The organism is Pseudomonas sp. IPO3774 (assembly GCF_013386835.1).
Taxonomy (GTDB): Bacteria; Pseudomonadota; Gammaproteobacteria; order Pseudomonadales; family Pseudomonadaceae; genus Aquipseudomonas.
Map to the genome: position 1 here is coordinate 113,378 of NZ_JACAQY010000029.1, position 20,450 is coordinate 133,827.

A 20,450-nucleotide genomic window follows, 5' to 3' on the forward strand; every position below is an offset into this window, starting at 1 on the left:
CCCGCTCCCACATTGGGTCTTTGTTGTTCATTCATTATTTATTCGGCAGGACATCCCCACCATGCACCCCAACCCGGCAATCACCCTCGAAAACCAATTCTGCGCCCACAACTATTCCCCCTTGCCGGTGGTGATCGTCAAGGGCGAGGGCGTCTGGGCCATTGGCGATGATGACAAGCGCTACCTGGACATGATGTCGGCCTATTCCGCCGTCAGCCACGGCCATGTCCACCCGCGCATCCGCGCCGCCGCCGTGGCGCAGATCGACAAGATCAGCGTGGTGTCCCGGGCGTTCTACAGCGAACCCTTGGGCAACTTCCTCAAGACCTTGTGCCGCATCACGGGCTTCGACTCGGCCCTGCCGATGAACAGTGGCGCCGAAGCTGTGGAAACCGCGATCAAGGCGGCGCGACGCTGGGGCTACCGGATCAAGGGCATCCCGGCCAATCAGGCCAACATCGTGGTGGCCGACAACAATTTCCACGGCCGCACCTCGACCATCGTCGGCTTCTCGTCGGAGGCGGACTACAAGGCCGACTTCGGCCCATTCTGCAACGGTTTCACCGAGGCGCGCTTCGGTGACATCGAGAGTTTCCGCCAGGCCATTACCGCCGACACCTGCGCGGTGCTGATCGAGCCGATCCAGGGCGAGGCCGGCATTCGCGTGCCGCCTGCAGGTTTCCTGCGGGAACTGCGCCAGCTGTGCGACCAGACCAACACCTTGCTGATCCTCGATGAGATCCAGTCCGGCCTGGGCCGTACCGGCAAGTGGTTTGCCTTCCAGCACGAAGGCATTCGCCCCGATGCATTGATCCTCGGCAAAGCCCTGGGCGGCGGGATCATGCCGGTGTCGGCGTTCGTCGCTGATCATTCGATCATGGACCTGTTCGACGCCGGCAGCCACGGCTCGACCTTCGGCGGCAACCCGTTAGCGGCGGCCATTGGCCTGGAAGCGTTGAAGGTGCTGGAAGAGGAGGGCTTGATCGATAACAGCGCGCAACTGGGCCACTACCTGGTGGAGCGCCTGAAGGCCATGCACTCGCCGGCCATCCGCGAGATTCGCGGGCGTGGCTTGTGGGTCGGCGTGGAACTGGACCGCGATGCGCGGCCCATCTGCGAAGCGCTGCTGGCCGAAGGGCTGCTGACCAAGGAAACCCACGAAAACGTACTGCGCATCGCACCGCCGTTGTCCATTACCCGCGAAGAACTGGACTGGGGCCTTGAGCGTATCGAGCGGGTATTCAAACAGCTATGAGTGAGTATCTCAGTCACCTCGACATCGACGGCCAGCGCTTTGCCTGGATCGACCTGCACCAGTTGCTGACCCCGACGCAACTGCAGCGCCTGCCATATTCCGTGCGCATTCTCCTGGAAAACATTGCCCGCTGCGCCCCGGCTTCGTTGCCACAGGTAGTGGCGCGGGCCATCGGCGAAGGGCCGGATTGCGAGGTGCCGTTCCAGCCCAACCGGCTGATGTTCCACGACACCACGTGCCTGCCGGCCCTGGCGGATTTCGCCGGCATGCGCGATGTGGTGGCCGAGCTGGGCGGTGATCCCCGGGCGGTGAACCCTTCGATCCCGGCGGTGCTGACCATCGACCATTCGGTGATCGTCGAGCACTACGCCGAGGCGGGCGCGGTGGATGCCAACCTGGACATCGATTTTCGCCGCAACAGCGAGCGCTACCGTTTTATCAAGTGGGCCCAGGCCAGCCTGGATAACTTCAAGGTGATCCCGCCGGGCACCGGGATCATCCACCAGATGAACATGGAGTCCATCGCCCAGGTGGTGTGGGAAAGCGCGCCGCGCAACGGCCACGTGCTGTTGCACCCCGACTGCATGGTCGCCACCGACAGCCACACGCCGATGATCAATGCCATCGGCGTGCTGGGCTGGGGCGTTGGCGGGCTGGAAGGGCAGGCGGCGATGCTCGGCGAACCGGTGCCGATTCCTTATCCGCAGGTGGTGGGCATTCGCGTCACCAATGCGTTGCGCGACGGCGTGACGGCCACTGACCTGGCACTGACGGTGACTGAACTGCTGCGCCGGCGCAGCATGGTCGGCAAGTTTGTCGAGTTCACCGGGCCGGGCCTGGCGTCCCTGAGTTGGGCGGCGCGGGGCACCGTGGCGAACATGGCGCCGGAATACGGTGCCACCGTGGTGTTTTTCCCGTTTGATGACGAGACGCTGGCGTACCTGACCCTGAGTGCGCGCCCGCAGGCCTTGATCAACAAGGTCTCGGCCTACATGTCGGCGCAATCTCTGTTGCGCCGGGACGACGATCCCGAGCCGGTGTTCGATGAGTTGATCGAGCTGGATCTGGCGCAGGTTGAACCGAGTGTCGCCGGCCCGCATCAGCCCCATCAGCGCCAGTCCCTGGCCCAGGCCGGGGCGTCGTTTCATCAGCATGTATGCGCGCAAAAGCAGGATTTCTTCGAGCCGTCATTCCAGGTGCCGATCACCCATGGCGCGGTGGTGATGTCGGCCATCACCAGTTGCACCAACACCGCCAACCCGGCGCAGATGATCCAGGCCGGGCTCTTCGCCCGCAACGCCCGCGCCCGTGGGCTGACGCGCAAACCGTGGGTCAAGACGTCGCTGTCGCCAGGCTCACGGGTGGTGGCCGATTACCTGGAAGCCGCCGGCTTGCTGGAGGATTTCGCCGCGCTGGGTTTCGACCTGGCGGGCTTTGGCTGCATGACCTGCATCGGTAATTCCGGCAGCCTCGAACGCCATGTCGAGACGTTCGCCGAGCAGGGCTTGAAAGGCGTGGTGGTGCTCTCGGGCAACCGCAATTTCGAAGGCCGGGTCAACCCGAAAGTCCCTGCCGGCTACCTTGCTTCGCCCGCGTTGTGCGTGGCCTATGCGATTGCCGGCAGCATCGACACCGACCTGTCGGCCCAGCCGCTGGCGATGGATGCCCACGGCCAGCCGGTGTTCCTGCATGAGTTGATGCCCAGCGAAGCCGAGGTGGCCGCGCAAGTGGCGGCGGTGGTGCGCCCGGCGCTGTTTCACCAGCGCCAGGCACTGCTGTGGCAAGGCACTCACCATTGGCAGGCGCTGGAAGCCGACGCCAGCGTGCAGTTTGCCTGGCACCCGGCCTCCACTTACCTGCGCCGCCCGCAGTACCTTGCCGGGGTAACGCCGGTGCCGGCCGCGTCCTTGGCCATCAGCAACGCCCGGGCTTTGGTGGTGCTGGGGGATAACGTCACCACCGACCATATCTCCCCGGCGGGCACGATTCCGGCCGACAGCCTGGCCGGGCACTGGCTGCGGGAGCGCGGTGAAGCGCTGGCGGACCTCAACCAGTATTCGACCCGGCGCAGCAACCACGAAGTGATGGTGCGCGGCGCGTTTACCAACCCGCGCCTGAACAATCTGCTGTCCTGCGACCAGCCCCCGCGCCAGGGCGTCTGGGCCTGGAATGCCGACCGCAGCGACTACCTGCCGCTGTACCTCGCCGCGCAAAGCTACGCCGGTACACCCACCGTGTTGTTCGCCGGGATCAACTACGGTGCCGGCTCCAGCCGCGACTGGGCAGCGAAGGTCCTGACCCTGCTGGGGATCAAGGTGGTGGTGGCCCGCAGCATCGAGCGAATCCATCGCAGTAACCTGATCGGCATGGGTGTGTTGCCGCTGGTGTTCGATGAAGGCGCATCGGTGCAGGACTTGAACCTCGACGGCAGTGAGTCCCTGAGCTTCCTCGGCCTGGACGCGTTGCAGGTCGGCGAGAACCCGATCACCTTGCAGATTGACCGCGCCACCGGTGAAACCACGCGTACCCCCCTGACCTTGCGCCTCGACTCGTTGCAGGAGGTTGGTTACCTTGAACACGGCGGCGTCTTGCCCTTCGTCATTCGCAAGACCGTGCAAAGAACTGTTCTAGGAGCGCGTAATGATTGACCCGCAGGTACTGCAACAACTGGCCCCCGAGGGTGTGCTCAAGGCTGCCATCAACTTTGGCAACCCGGTGCTGGCCCAGCGTGGCGAGGACGGCCAGCCCCAGGGCGTGTCGGTGGCGCTGGCCAGGGCCCTGGCCGATGAGTTGGCGGTCGACCTTGAGTTGATCACTTTTGATGCGGCGGGCAAGGTCTTCGCCGCGCTGGGCGATGACCGCTGGCGCGTGGCATTCCTGGCCATCGAACCGGTGCGCGAGCAGGAAATCGCCTTCAGCGCGCCCTACGTGATCATCAAGGGTACGTACCTGGTGGCGGTGGATTCACCCCTGGGCAGCGTGACCCAACTCGATGCTCCGGGCCAACGCATCGCCGTCGGCCAGGGTGCCGCGTATGACCTGTACCTGAGCCGCACGGTGCAGCATGCCGAACTGGTACGCGCGCCGACCTCGGCGGGTGCCGTAGACCTGTTTATCGAGCAAGGCCTGAACGCCGCGGCCGGGGTTCGGGATTACCTGCGAACCCGGCTGGATGAGCGCTGGCGCCTGCTGGAGGATGACTTCATGAGCATTAGCCAGGCGGTCGCGGTACCGGTAGCGCACGCAGCCGCTGCCGCGTTCGTCAAATCCTTTGTCGAACGGCAGAAAGCCAATGGTCTGGTAAGACAGGCGTTGTTGTGCAGCGGGCAAAGCCCGGAACTGGCGGCGCCTTAGAGACGGCGCAGGAAGGATTTGACGATTTTCTGGGTGGCCTGGGTGGTGTCCAGGTCATCCAGGCGACTGTAGGGATGCCACTGGCATTCCTTGATTTCACTCAGGGGCCGGGCATCTTCGATATTCACCACCGACGCCTCGAACACATGGTGCAGGGTGTCGCTGGCCTTCAGCTCCTGCAATAACAGCAAACCGTCCACGTTCAGCCCGGTTTCCTCTTCCAGCTCCCGCGCGGCCGCGCCCACTGGCCGCTCATCGCGCTCGACCTTGCCGCCGGGCAATGCCCATTTCGAGCGGGCTTTACGCACGAACAGGATGTGCCCGTCGTGCTCGCAGATCACCGTGGCCCTTATTTTCATCGTCTGTGCCCCCGCAGCTGGATGATTGTCATAAAAGTGTAATGCAATTGTCATGCTCAGTCTTTATCCGGCAGGGTGGAGAGGGGGCCGGAAAACACCGATACTGCCCCATCGAAAAAAACTCACCTGAAGGAGATGCAGATGAACACCGTACGCTGGGGCATGATCGGCTGTGGCGATGTCACTGAACTCAAGAGTGGACCCGCCTTCTACAAAGCGCCAGGTTCTGCGCTGGTGGCCGTGATGGGGCGGCGCGAGGAGGCCGTGCGCGATTATGCGGCACGCCACGGCATTGCCCGTTTCTACACTGACGCCCAGGGGCTGATCGACGACCCGGAAGTAGACGCGGTCTACATCGCCACACCGCCCGACAGCCACCTCGAATACAGCCTGATGGTGGCCGCTGCCGGCAAGCATTGCTGCGTCGAGAAGCCCATGTCCCTGAATGCCGAGCAAAGCGCGCTGATGCAGCGCACCTTCGAACAGGCCGGGCTGCACCTGTTTGTCTCCTATTACCGGCGTTCCCTGCCACGCTTCCAGCAGGTGCGGGACTGGCTGCAGGACGGGCGCATCGGCGAATTGCGTCATCTGACCTGGACCCTGTGCAAGCCGCCTTCGGAAGACGATGCCAGCAGTGCCAACTGGCGCACCGACCCGGCGATTGCCGGCGGCGGGTATTTTGCCGACCTGGCCAGCCACGGTTTTGACCTGTTCCAGTACCTGGTCGGGGATATCGTCGATGTGGCCGGGTTTACCGCGCGCCAGGCCGGGCGCTACGCCGCCGAAGATGCCGTCACCGCCTGCTGGACGTTCGCCTCGGGCGCGCTGGGCATGGGCTGCTGGAACTTTGTCGCCGACCGGCGCGAAGACCGGGTAGAGATGATCGGCAGCAAGGGCCGCATCACGTTTTCGGTGTTCGATGAGGCGCCGTTGCGGCTTGAGGGCGAGACCAGCGAGGTGCTGGAGGTGCCCAACCATGCGCATATCCAATGGCATCACGTGCTGGGGATGAATGCGCATATTCGCGGCGAGAGCAAACACCCGGCACTGGCGATCGAGGCGTTGAAGACCGACCGGGTCATGGACCGGGTGCTACAACGTAACCCCAACCTGGCGGTCTAGCGGTGCTTTAATTTTGTCTTTTTAAGGAATGAACGGATGAAAATGAAAGCAGCCTGGATTGTGCTTTGCCTGGCGTTGGCCGGGGCCGCGACAGCAGCACCACGGGCCCAGGGGCAGGCCGGGGAGTTTGACTTTTATGTGTTGTCGCTGTCCTGGTCGCCGACCTTCTGCCTGACGCACCCGGACGACCAGCAGTGTTCGGGCAAGGGCTACGGTTTTGTCCTGCATGGGCTGTGGCCGCAGTACGCGAAGGGCGGCTGGCCGGCGTCGTGTGAGCCGCAGTCGCGCTTGTCGGATGCAGACTTCGCCCGGGGCAGGACACTGTTCCCGTCGCCCAAACTGCTCAGGCATGAATGGGCCAAGCACGGCACCTGCAGCGGCCTTGAGGCTTCGGCTTACCTGGACAAGACCGATGCAGCGCTCAGCGTGGTCAAGATCCCGCAGCAGCTTGAGCCCTTCAATGTCCGAAGCGGCCTGGGCGCGCGGGACATCGAAGCGCTGTTTCGCGAGAGCAACCCGGCCATGGGCAACCATGGCCTTGCGGTGATCTGCAAGGGTGCCGTGCTGACCGAGGTGCGGGTGTGCCTGACCAAGGACCTGGCGTTTGCCGGCTGCCCGCGCAGCGTCAAGAGCCAGTGCCGGGATGGCGATATTCGGATCCCGACCCAGCGCTAAGCGGACTCACGCGGGCCCATAACCTTTATGGGCCTGCTCGATCTCCTCCACCAGGCGGTCAATGCCCGCCAGGCGTGCCCGGTTGTCGTGGTCCCAGGGATGGAACCCGGGCTTGAAGTAATGCAACCAGGGCAGCGCCATGCGCGGGAACACGCCCTTGGGTCCGTACAGAAACTTGAGCATCCGCCAGAAGCCCTTCAAATGCCCGCCCGAACGCCGGTCGGCAAACAACAGGCGCAGGTGAAAGTCCAGGATCGTCAGCCAGAACAGCCCCGTGGTGATGAGCATGGTGGAAGTGCGCAGCAGATAACGCTTGGGCCCGGGCTTGATCACGCTGTTCCACACATCAAACGCCACCGCCTTGTGCTCGGTTTCTTCCAGGGCATGCCAGTACCACATCTGCTGGTAACCCTTGACCGAATCCCCGAACCGCGACGGGTCGCTGAGGAGGATTTCCGCGAGCATCGCGGTGTAGTGCTCCAGGGCAATGGTCACCGCCAGGTTGAAGGAGGCGGGCAGGTATTTCTTTTGCGCGTCGAGGATCATCTTCAGCCGACGGTCGAGGGTATTCGCCGGCAGCCCTGCGGCTTGCAGCAGATCGTTGTAGGCCACGTGCTCGCGGCTGTGCATGGCTTCCTGGCCGATGAAGCCCTGGATTTCTTTCTTCAGCTCCGGGTCTTCGATGCGCTGGCGGTAGTGACGCACGCTGTCCATGAAGAACAGTTCGCCCTGGGGAAACAGCAACGACAGTGCGTTGAAAAAGTGGGTAATGAACGGGCCTTGTTCATGCCAGTCCTTGATGCGTTCGGCCGGCAGGGCAAAACGGAGGTCGCGGCGAATCGGCAGCATGGTCGGTACTCCAGTTCAGAGACGGTGCTCTTCGTTGGTTTCAAGGACGGGCGAGGGCGCATTGCGTTGCTTGGGCGCAATGCGTTTGCTGGCGAGCACCACCAGCGCTTGATAGGCGGCAGGCAGGCAGCGCGCGAGCAGGTCCAGAAAATAGGCGTCGCGGCCAATCAGCACGCGGCGTTTGTTTTTGCGTACGCCTTGCAGGATCACTTTGGCGGCCTGGTCGGCGTCGGTGATGAACAGCTTTTCGAAGTCGGCTCGGGCCTGCTGTTCGCTGTGAATCAGGAAGCCGGTCATGTTGGCGTCGATCCGGCTGCTGCGGCAGATGTCGGTGCGGATCCCGCCAGGGTGCACGCAGGTGGCCGAGACCCCGCTTTTCTGCAGGTCGAGTTCCTGGCGCAAGGACTCGGTAAAACCACGCACGGCGAACTTGGTGGCGTTGTAGCCGCTCATGCCCGGCTGGGCGAACAGGCCGAACACGCTGGAAGTGTTGACCACATGCCCATCGCCGCTGGCCTTGAGGTACGGCAAAAAGGCCTTGGTGCCGTACACCACGCCCCAGAAGTTGATCCCGACGATCCATTCCAGGTCGGTGTAGTCCACGCCTTCGACGGTGCTCGACAGCGCGACGCCGGCGTTGTTGAAGATCAGGTTGATCTGGCCATGTTCGGCGGCGCATCGGGCGGCCCAGTCTTCTACGGCCTGGCGCTCGGAAACGTCCAGCACCTGCGAGGTGACCAGCACCGGTGCAAGCACCTGGGCCTTGATCAGTGCGACGGTCTGCTCCAGGCCCTGGCTGTTTTTATCCGCCAGCGCCAGGTGGCAGCCTTCACGCGCCAACGCCAGGGCCAAGGCGCGGCCCATGCCGGAAGCGGCGCCGGTAATGGCCGCCACGCGGCCGTTGAATGACTTCATGACAGGCTCCCTTCTGCGGTGGTGTGGGGCGTTGCGGCCGGGCGCGCGGTGGACGGTATCGGCACCAGGCTGGCGACGTAGTCCTTGAGGGCGAAATGCCGGGTGACCTGCTTGAAACGCCAGGTGGAGCCGGGCCACAGCGTGGTGTTCTTGCCGGTGCGTGGGTCCAGGTACCAGCTCTTGCAGCCGCCGGTGGACCAGATGGTGCCGTTGAGTTTTTCCTGCAGCCTGGCGTTGTAGGCCAGTTCCACCGCCGGCTTGACGTCCACCGTGGCGATGCGATGACGCTGCATTTGCTGCAGGGCATCGAGGATGTAGGTGACCTGCGCCTCGATCATCAGAATCATCGAGTTATGCCCCAGCCCGGTGTTGGGGCCGACGATCAGGAACAGGTTCGGATAACCCGGCACCGTGGTGCCCAGGTAGGCGTGGGCGCCGTCTTGCCAGGTGTCCATCAGGTCGATGCCGTGGCGCCCGATGATGCAGTTGCGGGGCAGCGGATCGGTGGCCTGGAAGCCGGTGCCGAAGATGAGGCAGTCAGCCGGGTGCTTGATGCCGTCGGCGGTGATCACCCCGTCCGCCTCGATGCGCAGCACGTTGTCGGTTACCACCTGCACATTGCTGCGGGACAGGGCCGGGTAGTAGTCGTTGGAGATCAGCACGCGCTTGCAGCCGATGGTGTAGTCCGGCGTCAGGGTCTTGCGCAGGGAAGGGCGGGCCACTTGTTTGTGCAGGTGGCGCACGGCGATTTTCTGCACCATTGTCATCAGGCGCGGGTGCAGGGCAAAGCCCACCACGCGACCTTCCAGTGCCCAATAGAACGCGCCGCGTACCAGGCGCTGGGTGAACGGCAGGTGCTTGAATGCCCAGCGCTCGAAGCGTGAAATCGGCCGGTCGGGCTTGGGCATGATCCACGGCGGGGTGCGCTGGAACAGGTCCAGGTGGGCCACCTGCGGCGCAATCTGCGGCACGAACTGAATGGCACTGGCGCCGGTGCCGATCACCGCCACGCGCTTGCCCTTCAATGAATACTCGTGGTCCCACTGCTGGGAGTGGAAGCGCTTGCCCTTGAAGCTGTCCAGGCCCGGAATATCCGGCAGTGCCGGGCGCGACAGGCCGCCCATTCCCGACACCAGCACCCGCGCACTGACCTGGCGGCCATTGCTGAAGCTCAGGCTCCAGCGCTGTTGCGCCTCATCAAATACCGCCTTCTCCAGGCCCATGCCAAAGCGCAGGAACGGCGCCAGTTCGAAGCGCCGGGCGCACTGCTCCAGGTAGGCGCGAATCTCCGCCTGTGGCGCAAATTGCCGGGTCCAGTCCGGGTTGGGCGCAAAGGAAAACGAATAGACATGGGATTGCACGTCGCAGGCGCAACCGGGGTAGTGGTTGTCCCGCCAGGTGCCGCCGAGAGCATCGGCCTGTTCGGCAATAAAGAAGTCGTGGAACCCGGCTTCCTTGAGCTTGATCGCCATGCACAGCCCGGCAAATCCGGAACCGATGATGGCGATGTCGATGGTGTCATGGGCATTCATAGGCTGTCCCTCGTGGGCCGGTGGCGCCTTACGGGTGTCGACATCGGATGTGCTCCTTGTTTTTGTTTTGGCTTTTTAGATAGAACACCATTGCAAAGGAAAATTGAATTATTTATTTTAAAAAAGATTTTAAATAATCTACCTGAAAATATCGTCTAGGCTACGACCCAGTTCCTCATGTGCGACTTATCCGACGGACGAGAGCTTGTACGCACACAGTTAAGGTCCAGGGTGGACGATGGCTGAGGCCTTGACCAATACCGGTCGGGCCGCCAGCAACGCAGGGATGCAGAGGACCGAGCTATGGCTGTCGAGTGGGTTGTCGCTGCGGGTGTGTGTGTAGGGTTAAGCGTAGTGTTGTGGGCCTTCAGTGCCCGGATGACACGGCGTATAGAGGCTGCTGTTCCGATCAACGGGCGCTTTCTGGAGATCAACGGCGAGCGCTTTCATTATGTAGACGAGGGCAAGGGCCCACCGCTGGTGATGATCCACGGGCTGATGGGCAGCAGTCGCAACTTGACGTACGCCTTGTCTGCCCAATTGCGTGAGCACTTTCGAGTGATCACCTTGGATCGTCCGGGGTCGGGTTATTCCACCCGGCATGCCGGCACGGCCGCGGACCTGCCTGGCCAGGCCCGGCAAGTCGCCAGCTTTATCCAGACGCTGGACCTGGATAAGCCGCTGGTGCTGGGGCATTCCCTCGGCGGGGCGATCTCCCTGGCACTGGCACTGGACCATCCCCACGCGGTGTCCGGATTGATCCTGGTGGCGCCCCTGACCCATCCCCAGCGCCTGCTGCCGCTGGTGTTTATGTCGTTGGCGATACGCCCGGGATGGCTGCGACGCTTTATGTCGCACACCCTGACCATGCCGATCGGATTGCTGACCAAAGGCTCGGTGGTCAAGGGCGTGTTTGCCCCCGACCCGGCCCCGGAAGACTTCGCCACCCGTGGCGGCGGCTTGTTGGGCATGCGGCCCGAGAACTTCTATGCCGCCTCCACCGAGATCAACCTGGTCAACGATTTCCTGCCGGACATGGTCAAGCGCTACCCACAGCTGACGTTGCCGATCGGGCTGATTTATGGCGCGCAGGACAAGGTGCTGGATTTCCGCAAACACGGGCAGGCCCTGGCCAGCCTGGTGCCGGGCCTGAAGCTGCAGCTGGTGGAAGGGCGCGGGCATATGTTGCCGATCACGGCCACCGAGCGTGTCGCGGCGGTGGTCGAGCAGATAGCCAAGCGCGTCCGGCCGCCGGAAAGCGCCACGGTGTTGCACCCGCCGTTTGCGTTGGCGAGTAAATAATTGTGCGACTGAACTCGCGGTTCGAACTCGTCAATGCTTGCCCTAGACACCTGACCAAACGGCTGAAAAAGAGACTGCCCGGTCACGTTCAAAAGGGTTCAAGAAACTAGTTGACGACCTAACGATTCCGCGCTATTTATTTAAAAAAATTATTTCAATGTCTAATTTGAAACAATTTTTGAAATGCCTAAGAGCGAATAAAATAATGAAAAAAACGCCTTTTATCGCATGGTTGAATTCTCGGGGCAGTCACCGCTCCGTGTACCTGTCCAGTGTTGATTTTTGCTCCCTGCCTACCTGCGTCGTGCGGAGGCTGCCATGAATCAGACCCTGGCTGCCCCGAACGTCTGGACCGACGGCAAGCGCCACCTGTGGTGGCTCGGCATCATGCCCCTGGCAACCCCAATTCTCTCTGGTGCCCTGGCCATCACTACCGGCGTGCAACAACTGTGGTGGGTCGGTGTGCTGGTGATCTTCGGCCTGATCCCGCTGATCGACGGCCTGCTGGGTGAAGACGTCAGTAACCCGCCCGAGTCCGCCGTCAGCAACCTCGAATCCCAAAGCTACTACCGCTGGATCGTCTACACCGGCGTGCTGTTTGTCATCTCATCCCTGGTGGTCACCGGGTGGCTGGCCGCAGGCGGTATCGACTGGATTATCAGTGGTGGCCTGTTGCATGCCACCGCCACCCTGGACCCGTCGAGCTGGCTGGCGAAAACCGCCGCGTTCATCACCGCGCGCACCGAGCTGCATGGCCAGGTGAGCTGGTTCACCTACCTGGGCATGGCAATGTCCACTGGCGCTGCCACCGGCATCGCCATCAACACCGCCCATGAGCTGGGGCACAAGCCGCGCCTGCTGGAAGTCGTGCTGGCCAAGATCACCCTGGCGCCGACCTTCTACGGGCACTTCTACACCGAACACAACCGTGGCCACCACGTGCGCGTTGCCACCCCGGAAGACCCGGCCAGTTCGCGGTTGGGGGAGAGCTTCTGGGCTTTCCTGCCGCGCTCGGTATGGTTCAGCGCCCGCTCGGCGTGGAACCTGGAGCGTGAACGCCTGCGCAAACTCGGCCTGCCGGCCTGGCACTGGAAGAACGCCGTACTCAGCGCCTGGATGTACAGCGTGGTGTTGTGGGGCGCGATGATTGCCTGGCTGGGCGCGGCAGTGATTCCATTCCTGATCATCCAGGGCATCTACGGTTTCTCGCTGCTGGAAGTGGTGAACTATGTCGAGCACTACGGCCTGAAACGCCAGAAGTTGCCCAACGGTCGTTATGAGCGTTGCTCGCCACGCCATTCCTGGAACAGTAATCGGATTGTCACCAATATCTTTCTGTTCCAACTGCAGCGGCACTCCGACCATCACGCCAACCCAACCAGAAGTTATCAGTCACTGCGTCATTTTGATGAATCGCCGCAACTCCCATACGGTTATGCCAGCATGATTGTCTGGGCGTATGTACCGTACTTGTGGCGACGACGCATGGATCACCGGGTACTTAATCATTACGCCGGGGATATTACCCTGACCAATCTTCAACCTTCACAGCGTTTGAAGTACCTGGAGAAGTACAGCAACACCACCAGACCCTTCTAACGAAAGCAGTCAGTTGTAGGGTGTACTCGGGATCTGTGTATCGCGCAGGTTTTCATCGCCCAGGCTTTACCGGTTTCGAGTACGGCTTAGTTGCAAGACAGTTGTTTGACCCGAACAAAAAATAAAATGAAGGGAAGGACGTACACCATGCAAAACCCTGCCAAGTTCACCACGCACATTGTATTGGCCGCGCTGGGCCTGATCGTTTACCACCAGGCCCAGGCCGCCCGTATCGAACCTGCCGGCAGCGCGTTTACTGCCCAGGGCCCCATCAGCTTTTCCAAAGGCGCGCTGATCAGCGCGGATTGCACCATCAAGGTCGCCGGCAAAGTGGCGGCGGATGGGTCGTCAGTAAATGTCGACAAAGTTGAGTTCGACGGCGGCCTCAAGTGCAGCCGGGTCGAAGCCATCAACTTGCCGTGGGTATTGGTGGCTAAAGATACCAGGAGCGGCTCGATGTCGAAGATCGCCGTGGATGTGCATGCCTTTGGTTTGGGCGGCAAGTGCGGGCCTTCTACTGCCGATGGAACCTGGGATAACGCCACCGGCAAGCTGGAAGCGTCGAATGTGCCTATCGGCGAAGACTGCAAGATCAAGACGGTGTCGATCAAGATGCCGCCGAGTTTCAAAGTTGTTGAGTAACAGTGGGATGTTGTAGCGGTAATTGAATTGAAATTTGGCTGGAAAGGGAAGTTCTGCAGATTCACCGTGACCTCTCGATCATGGCCATTACCCCTGGCGAAATGACTCGCCATAACATGTGAGGAAAAATAATGAAAAGCTTGAAAACCCTCGTTTGTGCAACTTCTTTCGCAGTGTGCTTCGGCGCAGCTTCCATGGCCAGCGCGGCTTCCATCTCCCCGGATGGTCCGTTCTCGACCAACGCTGGCACCATCGTCGTGAAGTCGCCTTCGTCCTTCGGTGCAGCCGTGACCTGCGGCATCACCTTTACCGGCAACGTTAGCGGTGGCGTGGCCTCGATCAATGGCGCATCCCTGACCGGTGGCGGTCTGTGTGGCCTGCCAACGCTGACCAACCTGCCTTGGGTACTGACGGCTGCAACGGGTACCACCGGTAGCGTAACCAACGTCGGCTACAAGATCACCTCGATCCCGGCCACCAACTGCGGGCCAACCACCATCGCTGTTACCTGGACTCCAGGCACCAAAACGCTTTCGGCAGCCAATCAGGCGCTGACCGGCAACTGCACCGTGGTTTCGCTGAGTGTTGTTGCCCCAACGCTGACCGTTAACCCGTAAGCGCGACTCCGTAAAGGGCTGATCACCCCGTTGAAAGACCGGTGCCTCGTGTGAGGCACCGGTTGGATACGGTATTTATTGTCTGGGGAACATGACAATGCAAAGCCTTGTGAAAACAGCACGCCTGGGTTCGATGTCAGCGGCTCTGGGCGTTGCCTCATTCATTGCGGTTGCGGCGGGTTTCAGCCCGCCGGGTCCGTTCAGCGTAACCAAAGGCAGTGTTGTGTTGAAGCTGCCGTCGACGTTTCTACCCACGTGTTGAGCGCAACCAATCAAGCCATGAGTGGCTACTGCACTTTGGTGTCGTTGAACGCCACGCTGACCGGCTCGCTCACCACCCATTCCTGAATACCGATACACCGTTACACCGTTCCAGGACAGGCGTTCTTTGAAAGACGTTCTGTGGTTACACGACCCACCGGCAGGGGCCGGGTGTAAATAATAATAAGGAGTACCGCATGAACAATAAGAAACAACACGCTCACACGTTACTGGGACTGGCCCTGCTGGGGGGGCTGATGACCACGGGGCAAGTGCAGGCGGGTGGGTTCTCCACACCGACCTTCGGTGCGCCAGGATGGGGTCGTGCGTTTGGTGGTGGTTCACTGTTCAAAAATGACCCCAGTGCCGCGTACAACAATCCGGCAGCCATGGCCTTTATCGATTCAACCATCGCGCAGCAGACCGTTGACTATGCTCGGATCAAGATCAAATACACCGGCCAGGCCTATGACTACGCGGGCAACCCGGTGACCAATACGCCCGTACTGGATGACCTGGGCAATACGGGCGACCCGGTCCTCAACACTAACAATGGTGGGCAAGGCGGTTTCACCGCTTGGCTGCCGACGGGCTTTCTGGTGATTCCCATGGGCGACCGTTTCGCCTTTGGTCTGAGCCAAGTCGTGCCACAGGGTATGAAAACCACTTGGAACGAAGACTCCAAACTGCGGGATTTCGCGGTTGATACCAAAATCGAGACCATCGGTCTGACCGGTTCCCTGTCGTTCAAGGTCAATGATCAGTTCTCGGTCGGTGGTGGTGCCATCGTCCAGCGCAGTCAAGGGTTCGTCAGCCAGAACGTTGATTTGCTGGCCGCTGCGGATGTGTCTCCAGGACTTGGCGGCGCGGGTCTCCCCACGGGGCTGGGGCATTCCTTGATGCGCGTGAAAGTCGATAACATCTCTGTGGGCTGGTTTGGTGGCGTGGTTTGGAAGCCGACGCTGCAAGACACACTTGGCTTGAACTATCACGCCAAGATCAAAAACAAGATGACCGGCAAATACAACATCTATACAGATGCCGTCGGCCGTAACGCGATGACCAATCCGATCGGTCCGAACGGCGAAACTCTGGTTGAAATCGCCTACCCAGGTCTCAAGCTGTTCCCGGACGGTGCCCACGCCAGTACCCAACTGGATATCCCGGCTACCGCTTCGGTTGACTGGGTTCACCAGTTCAACGACCGCTGGACGTTGGGGGTGAGTGCTACCTGGACTGAATGGTCTTCCTTCCAGGACCTGACGCTCAAATCCCAGGGCACCACCATTGTTGCCATTCCCTACAACTACAAAAACGCCTGGATGACCTCGATTGGCGGCGACTACAAAGCCACCGACGAACTCACCCTGCGCGCCGGTGTGGCTTACGACCAGACACCTACCCGCAACTCTACCCGGGACCCGCGAATCCCGGACGGTGACCGTTACTTCCTGGCATTTGGTGCCGGTTATGACATCAAGGCTATTCCTGGCCTGTCGGTGGATGCCGCGTACTCGCACCAGTTCGTGCAGAAGGTCAACCTGAAGACCAAGAACGTTGATCGTCTCGGTGCGGCGCAGTTGGACGGCGAGGCTGAATCCTCGGGGGATGTGGTCAGCTTGTCGGCAACCTATAAGTTCTAAGGTTGTCGAGGGCAGTCGTGGAGAAGGGCAGCCAGCGCATCTTGCTGCCCGGCTCCACGCTGTCGTCTATTGATGGGTAGCCCTGGCGCCCGATGTCGAATCCTTGCGCTTAACCTGCAAGGCTGACCCCGTTCAGCCGCTATTTTTTTCGCCCAAGCATTAAATAAAAATTTCAAAACAAAATTTGAATTTATCTTTTCAAGTTTGTAGTGTGGCTTTACGTCACAGGTCATTCCGATCTGCCCGGGCGTTTGCCGTACCCTGAATTGAGTAGAGGTATCCCCATGGTTATCTGGTTATTGGCGGGACTCGCAGCAGCGATCGCCCTGGCGTATCGACAAGCCGCTGCCACCCTCTGGCTGGGTGCCGGCCTGGTCTGGCTGGCGGTCGGTTACCTGTTCAACGCAGTCGCCGGTTTCGGCGCCGGCGTGGTGGCGGTGCTGGTGGTGTTGCCCGCGCTGCTGCTGACAATCAAGCCCCTGCGCCGCGCGCTGTTGACCAGCAAGGCCCTGGGCCTTTTTCGCGGCATCATGCCGGCGATGTCCGACACCGAGCGTGCTGCCATCGAGTCCGGCACCGTGTGGTGGGACGCCGAGCTGTTCAGCGGCAAACCGCGCTGGGAACGCCTGCTGCAAGCCGCACCGGCCAGCCTCAGCGCTGAAGAACAGGCTTTCCTCGACAACGAAGTGGAGACCCTGTGCGACATGTCCAACGACTGGGAAACCACCCAGGTCTGGCAAGACATGTCCCCCGAAGGCTGGCAGTACACCAAGGATGCCGGCTTCCTCGGCATGATCATTCCCAAGCAGTACGGCGGCAAAGGCTTCTCCCACTATGCGCATTCGCAAGTGGTGATGAAGCTCTCGACCCGCTGCTCGGCGGCGGCGATTTCAGTGATGGTGCCCAACTCCCTGGGCCCGGCCGAACTGCTGCTGCACTACGGCACCGACGCCCAGCGCAACTACTACCTGCCACGCCTGGCACGGGGCGAAGACATCCCGTGCTTCGCCCTGACCAGCCCGTATGCCGGCTCCGACGCCGGCGCGATTCCAGACCTCGGCATCGTCTGCAAGGGCATGCACGAAGGTGAGGAAGTGCTGGGTTTCCGTGTGACCTGGGACAAGCGCTACATCACCCTCGGCCCAATCGCCACGGTGCTCGGCCTGGCCTTCCGCGCCGAAGACCCGGACGGTCTGCTCGGCCAGCCGGGTTCCCTGGGCATCACCTGCGCGTTGATCCCCACCACCCATCCGGGGGTGAACAGCGGCCGGCGTCACTGGCCACTCAACGCGGTATTCCAGAACGGCCCGACCACCGGCAAGGATGTGTTTATCCCGCTGGAATGGGTGATCGGCGGCCGCGAGCAAGTCGGCAACGGCTGGCGCATGCTGATGGAATGCCTGGCGGCTGGCCGGGCGATTTCCCTGCCGTCGGCCAACGTCGGCCTGGGCAAGGTGGCTGTGCGCGGCACCACCGCTTATGCGGCGATGCGCAAGCAATTCGGCCTGCCCATCGGCAAGTTCGAAGGCGTGCAGGCGCCCCTGGCGCGTATGGCCGGGCATTTGTATGCCTGCGACGCGGTGCGCAAGGTCTCGGTGGCGTCACTGGATGCCGGTGAAAAACCCTCGGTGATCTCGGCCATCGCCAAGTATCACGTTACCGAACGGGCACGCATCATCGTCAACGACGGCATGGACATCGTGGCCGGCAAGGGCATCTGCATGGGCCCCAACAATTTCCTCGCCCGGGCCTACCAGCAAAGCCCCATCGCCATCACGGTGGAAGGCGCGAACATCATGACTCGCTGCCTGATCATCTACGGCCAGGGCCTGATCCGCTGCCATCCGTATGTGTTCCGCGAGATGGAAGCGGCGCGCAATACGGACCGCCGCAAGGCCCTGGTGGACTTCGACAGCGCGATGTTCGGTCACCTGAGCTTCGTGCTGGCCAATACCGTGCGTGCCGCAGTGTATTCGCTGACGGGCGGACGGCTGATTTCCGTGCCGGGCAAGACCGATCCGGCGCTGGCGTCCTACTACCGCCAGGCCAATCGGCTGTCGGTGGTGTTGGCGTTGATCTCGGACATTTCCATGGGCGTGCTGGGCGGTGCCCTCAAGCGCAAGGAAAGCATCACCGGACGGCTGGGAGACATTCTGTCCCAGCTGTACATCCTGTCCTGCGTACTCAAGCGTTTTGAGGATGATGGCCGGCCACAGGCAGATTTGCCGCTGGTGCATTGGGCGGCCCAGGACGCGTTGCTGCGCGCCCATGAGGCCCTGGCCGAAGTGCTCGACAACTACCCGTCGAAAGCGGCGGCGGCGGTGGTGCGTGGCTTGACGTTCCCGTTCGGTATTCCACAGCGCAAACCGTCGGATCGCCTGTTGGCCCAAGTGGCGGAACTGGTGCAGGTGCCGGGGGAAACCCGCGACCGCTTGCTGGGCAATTCCTACATTCCTCGGCCGGAAATCGACAAGCTGGCTTACGGCGAGCTGGCCTTGCGCCTGTTGCCGCAAGTGGAGCTGATCGAGGCGCGGCTCAAGGGGGCGATCAAGCAAGGCCTGATCGAGCCAATGCCGATTTCCAGTGCGGCGTTTACTCCGTGGCGAGTCAAGGCGCGGGCGCTGGACCTGATCAGCGAGGAAGACGACAGCTTGCTCGCGCGCTATGTGGAATATGGCGATCACGCGATCCAGGTGGACGACTTCCCGCAGGACTTCGGTTTGCTGGAAGCCTTGCAACAGCGCCAGCAGGCGTTGGAACAGGCCGCCAAACCGAGCGCAAGACGCCGCGCCAACCAAGGCGAAAACGCACCGGTCAACTGACTGGAACTGGAGGAACACGACCCCTGTAGGAGCTGGCTTGCCTGCGATAGCGTTGGTTCAGTGCCAGATGTGTTGGCTGACACACCGCAATCGCAGGCAAGCCAGCTCCTACAAGGATCGGGTTTCCATGGCAACACCGTGTTGTGAGTGAGTTTATCCATGAGTGACAGCTACCTTTCTTTCGTCAATTCCCCCTGGGGAGCCTGGCTGGCCCGCACTGCCGGGCTGCCCCAACCCCTGGCATTGCAACGTCACCGCAGCGGCCAGCAAGGCCTGGCCAACCCGGTAATCGTCGCGGGGGTAGGGCGCCTGGGGGCGCAAATCCAGCGCATCTTCACCGCCACCGATACAGTGACCGCCACCGCTGCGACCCTCAAGGCACCCTCCACGGTCAAGGTCCAGGGCGCGGTGTTCGACGCCAGCGACATTGCCGACCTCAAGCAGTTGGACGAGCTCTACGAGTTCTTCCACGCCAACGCCAGGCGCCTTGGGCAGCACGCCCGGGTGGTGGTGCTCGGCACCGCGCCGGAGTTGTGCAAGGACCTGCCCCAGGCCATTGCCCAGCGTGCCCTTGAGGGCCTGGTGCGTTCGTTGGCCAAGGAGTTGCGCCGGGCGATCACCGTGCAGTTGATCTACGTCGCACCGGGTGCCGAGGACGGGCTGGAAAGCAGCCTGCGGTTCTTCCTGTCGCGGCGCTCGGCCTATGTCTCGGGGCAGGTGGTGCGCCTCGAAAAAACCGTCGATAGCCCAACCGAAATCAACTGGGACAAACCCCTCGGCGGCCGCCGTGCCCTGGTCACCGGCGCCTCCCGTGGCATCGGCCTGGCAATCGCCCAGGTGCTGGCCCGCGATGGAGCCCATGTGGTCTGCGTGGATGTGCCCCAGGCCCAGGATTCGCTGCAAAAGGCGGCCGGCAGTGTTGCAGGCACCGCACTGGCGCTGGACATCACCGCCACCGATGCCGCGCAGCAGTTGCACGCCCATGTCAGCCAACACGGTGCATTCGACGTGGTGGTGCACAACGCCGGGATTACCCGCGACAAGACCATCGCCAAGATGACTGAGACCGCGTGGCGCAGCGTACTGGCGGTCAACCTGGAAGCACCGTTGCATCTGAGCACGGCGCTGCTGGAAAGCCAGGGCCTGAATCCGGGCGGGCGGATCGTGTGTGTCTCATCGATTTCCGGTATCGCCGGCAACCTCGGGCAAAGCAACTACGCCACCTCCAAGGCCGGGGTGATCGGCCTGGTACAAGGCCTGGCCCCGCAGGCGGCGGCGCAGCAAGTGACGGTGAATGCCGTGGCACCGGGCTTTATCGAAACCCAGATGACCGCGAAGATCCCGCTGATGATTCGCGAAGTGGGGCGGCGGATGAACTCGATGTCCCAGGGCGGGCAACCCATCGACGTGGCAGAAACCATCGCCTGGCTGGCGCATCCGGCATCCGGCGGGGTCAATGGCCAGGTGGTGCGGGTCTGCGGCCAAAGCCTGTTGGGAGCCTGA

Annotated in this window: 16 protein-coding genes; 12 read left to right on the plus strand and 4 right to left on the minus strand. The window is 62.0% G+C overall.

All coding sequences use genetic code 11. The annotated features are described in order from the left end of the window. The first annotated feature begins 61 nt into the window (after positions 1 to 61). From rocD to HYE77_RS17370, 3 genes are read left to right on the plus strand one after another with little or no spacing between them, the layout of a single operon-like run. Positions 62 to 1,255, plus strand: a complete 1,194-nt coding sequence (rocD, locus tag HYE77_RS17360; protein ID WP_087694138.1) for an ornithine--oxo-acid transaminase — start codon at positions 62 to 64, stop codon at positions 1,253 to 1,255. Further along, positions 1,252 to 3,903 carry an aconitate hydratase AcnA gene (gene acnA, locus HYE77_RS17365; RefSeq protein WP_177069042.1) on the plus strand — a complete coding sequence of 884 codons (2,652 nt, stop codon included), beginning with the start codon at positions 1,252 to 1,254 and terminating at the stop codon, positions 3,901 to 3,903. The genes rocD and acnA overlap by 4 nt, the downstream gene beginning before the upstream one ends. Then, positions 3,896 to 4,609, plus strand: a complete 714-nt coding sequence (locus tag HYE77_RS17370) for a transporter substrate-binding domain-containing protein (protein ID WP_177069043.1) — start codon at positions 3,896 to 3,898, stop codon at positions 4,607 to 4,609. Before acnA ends, HYE77_RS17370 begins: the two co-directional genes overlap by 8 nt. On the opposite strand, the gene HYE77_RS17375 is transcribed toward HYE77_RS17370, so the two are convergent. Beyond that, positions 4,606 to 4,968, minus strand: a complete 363-nt coding sequence (locus HYE77_RS17375; RefSeq protein ID WP_102369305.1) for an NUDIX hydrolase — start codon at positions 4,966 to 4,968, stop codon at positions 4,606 to 4,608. The genes HYE77_RS17370 and HYE77_RS17375 overlap by 4 nt on opposite strands. 141 nt (positions 4,969 to 5,109) lie before the next feature. Here HYE77_RS17375 and HYE77_RS17380 point away from each other — a divergent pair, with 141 nt between their 5' ends. Both HYE77_RS17380 and HYE77_RS17385 read left to right on the plus strand, forming a co-directional pair. After that, positions 5,110 to 6,090: a Gfo/Idh/MocA family protein gene (locus HYE77_RS17380; RefSeq protein ID WP_177069044.1), complete on the plus strand. Its 981-nt coding sequence runs from the start codon at positions 5,110 to 5,112 to the stop codon at positions 6,088 to 6,090. Positions 6,091 to 6,126: 36 nt separating this feature from the next. Further along, positions 6,127 to 6,765 carry a ribonuclease T2 gene (locus HYE77_RS17385; protein ID WP_003214647.1) on the plus strand — a complete coding sequence of 213 codons (639 nt, stop codon included), beginning with the start codon at positions 6,127 to 6,129 and terminating at the stop codon, positions 6,763 to 6,765. A 6-nt stretch (positions 6,766 to 6,771) separates the two neighbouring features. Here HYE77_RS17385 and HYE77_RS17390 read toward each other — a convergent pair whose 3' ends face one another. The 3 genes from HYE77_RS17390 to HYE77_RS17400 are packed head-to-tail and all read right to left on the minus strand — an operon-like array spanning position 6,772 to position 10,061. After that, positions 6,772 to 7,614, minus strand: coding sequence for a metal-dependent hydrolase (locus tag HYE77_RS17390; RefSeq protein ID WP_003214649.1), 843 nt, complete (start codon positions 7,612 to 7,614; stop codon positions 6,772 to 6,774). A 15-nt stretch (positions 7,615 to 7,629) separates the two neighbouring features. Further along, positions 7,630 to 8,529, minus strand: a complete 900-nt coding sequence (locus tag HYE77_RS17395) for an SDR family oxidoreductase (protein WP_177069045.1) — start codon at positions 8,527 to 8,529, stop codon at positions 7,630 to 7,632. Beyond that, complete coding sequence (locus HYE77_RS17400; RefSeq protein ID WP_177069046.1) at positions 8,526 to 10,061, minus strand: NAD(P)/FAD-dependent oxidoreductase; 1,536 nt, start codon at positions 10,059 to 10,061, stop codon at positions 8,526 to 8,528. Before HYE77_RS17400 ends, HYE77_RS17395 begins: the two co-directional genes overlap by 4 nt. Before the next feature lie 303 nt (positions 10,062 to 10,364). On the opposite strand from HYE77_RS17400, the gene HYE77_RS17405 reads away from it, so the two are divergent. From HYE77_RS17405 to HYE77_RS17435, 7 genes are all read left to right on the plus strand, one after another. Beyond that, positions 10,365 to 11,363, plus strand: a complete 999-nt coding sequence (locus HYE77_RS17405; RefSeq protein ID WP_177008231.1) for an alpha/beta fold hydrolase — start codon at positions 10,365 to 10,367, stop codon at positions 11,361 to 11,363. 318 nt (positions 11,364 to 11,681) lie between these two features. Then, on the plus strand, positions 11,682 to 12,962 hold the full coding sequence (locus tag HYE77_RS17410; RefSeq protein WP_177069047.1) for an alkane 1-monooxygenase: 1,281 nt from the start codon (positions 11,682 to 11,684) through the stop codon (positions 12,960 to 12,962). A gap of 147 nt (positions 12,963 to 13,109) precedes the next feature. After that, complete coding sequence (gene praA, locus HYE77_RS17415) at positions 13,110 to 13,604, plus strand: alkane oxidation protein activator PraA (protein WP_177019417.1); 495 nt, start codon at positions 13,110 to 13,112, stop codon at positions 13,602 to 13,604. Positions 13,605 to 13,735: 131 nt separating this feature from the next. Next, a complete protein-coding gene (praB, locus tag HYE77_RS17420) occupies positions 13,736 to 14,221 on the plus strand; it encodes an alkane oxidation protein activator PraB (RefSeq protein WP_177022784.1) in 486 nt (161 codons plus the stop codon). A gap of 458 nt (positions 14,222 to 14,679) precedes the next feature. Beyond that, positions 14,680 to 16,125 (plus strand): outer membrane protein transport protein, encoded by a 1,446-nt coding sequence (locus HYE77_RS17425; RefSeq protein ID WP_177022785.1) that lies wholly within the window; start codon positions 14,680 to 14,682, stop codon positions 16,123 to 16,125. Between the two features lie 284 nt (positions 16,126 to 16,409). Then, entirely contained in the window at positions 16,410 to 18,947 is a 2,538-nt protein-coding gene (locus tag HYE77_RS17430; RefSeq protein ID WP_177041717.1) for an acyl-CoA dehydrogenase, read from the plus strand. A gap of 159 nt (positions 18,948 to 19,106) precedes the next feature. After that, a complete protein-coding gene (locus HYE77_RS17435; RefSeq protein ID WP_177069048.1) occupies positions 19,107 to 20,450 on the plus strand; it encodes a 3-oxoacyl-ACP reductase in 1,344 nt (447 codons plus the stop codon).

Excerpts from the sequence above, each read along its gene's own strand:
- rocD (WP_087694138.1), top strand. The coding sequence starts at position 62 with ATGCACCCCAACCCGGCAATCACCCTCGAAAACCAATTCTGCGCCCAC.
- acnA (WP_177069042.1), top strand. The coding sequence starts at position 1,252 with ATGAGTGAGTATCTCAGTCACCTCGACATCGACGGCCAGCGCTTTGCC.
- HYE77_RS17370 (WP_177069043.1), top strand. The coding sequence starts at position 3,896 with ATGATTGACCCGCAGGTACTGCAACAACTGGCCCCCGAGGGTGTGCTC.
- HYE77_RS17375 (WP_102369305.1), bottom strand. The coding sequence starts at position 4,968 with ATGAAAATAAGGGCCACGGTGATCTGCGAGCACGACGGGCACATCCTG.
- HYE77_RS17380 (WP_177069044.1), top strand. The coding sequence starts at position 5,110 with ATGAACACCGTACGCTGGGGCATGATCGGCTGTGGCGATGTCACTGAA.
- HYE77_RS17385 (WP_003214647.1), top strand. The coding sequence starts at position 6,127 with ATGAAAATGAAAGCAGCCTGGATTGTGCTTTGCCTGGCGTTGGCCGGG.
- HYE77_RS17390 (WP_003214649.1), bottom strand. The coding sequence starts at position 7,614 with ATGCTGCCGATTCGCCGCGACCTCCGTTTTGCCCTGCCGGCCGAACGC.
- HYE77_RS17395 (WP_177069045.1), bottom strand. The coding sequence starts at position 8,529 with ATGAAGTCATTCAACGGCCGCGTGGCGGCCATTACCGGCGCCGCTTCC.
- HYE77_RS17400 (WP_177069046.1), bottom strand. The coding sequence starts at position 10,061 with ATGAATGCCCATGACACCATCGACATCGCCATCATCGGTTCCGGATTT.
- HYE77_RS17405 (WP_177008231.1), top strand. The coding sequence starts at position 10,365 with ATGGCTGTCGAGTGGGTTGTCGCTGCGGGTGTGTGTGTAGGGTTAAGC.
- HYE77_RS17410 (WP_177069047.1), top strand. The coding sequence starts at position 11,682 with ATGAATCAGACCCTGGCTGCCCCGAACGTCTGGACCGACGGCAAGCGC.
- praA (WP_177019417.1), top strand. The coding sequence starts at position 13,110 with ATGCAAAACCCTGCCAAGTTCACCACGCACATTGTATTGGCCGCGCTG.
- praB (WP_177022784.1), top strand. The coding sequence starts at position 13,736 with ATGAAAAGCTTGAAAACCCTCGTTTGTGCAACTTCTTTCGCAGTGTGC.
- HYE77_RS17425 (WP_177022785.1), top strand. The coding sequence starts at position 14,680 with ATGAACAATAAGAAACAACACGCTCACACGTTACTGGGACTGGCCCTG.
- HYE77_RS17430 (WP_177041717.1), top strand. The coding sequence starts at position 16,410 with ATGGTTATCTGGTTATTGGCGGGACTCGCAGCAGCGATCGCCCTGGCG.
- HYE77_RS17435 (WP_177069048.1), top strand. The coding sequence starts at position 19,107 with ATGAGTGACAGCTACCTTTCTTTCGTCAATTCCCCCTGGGGAGCCTGG.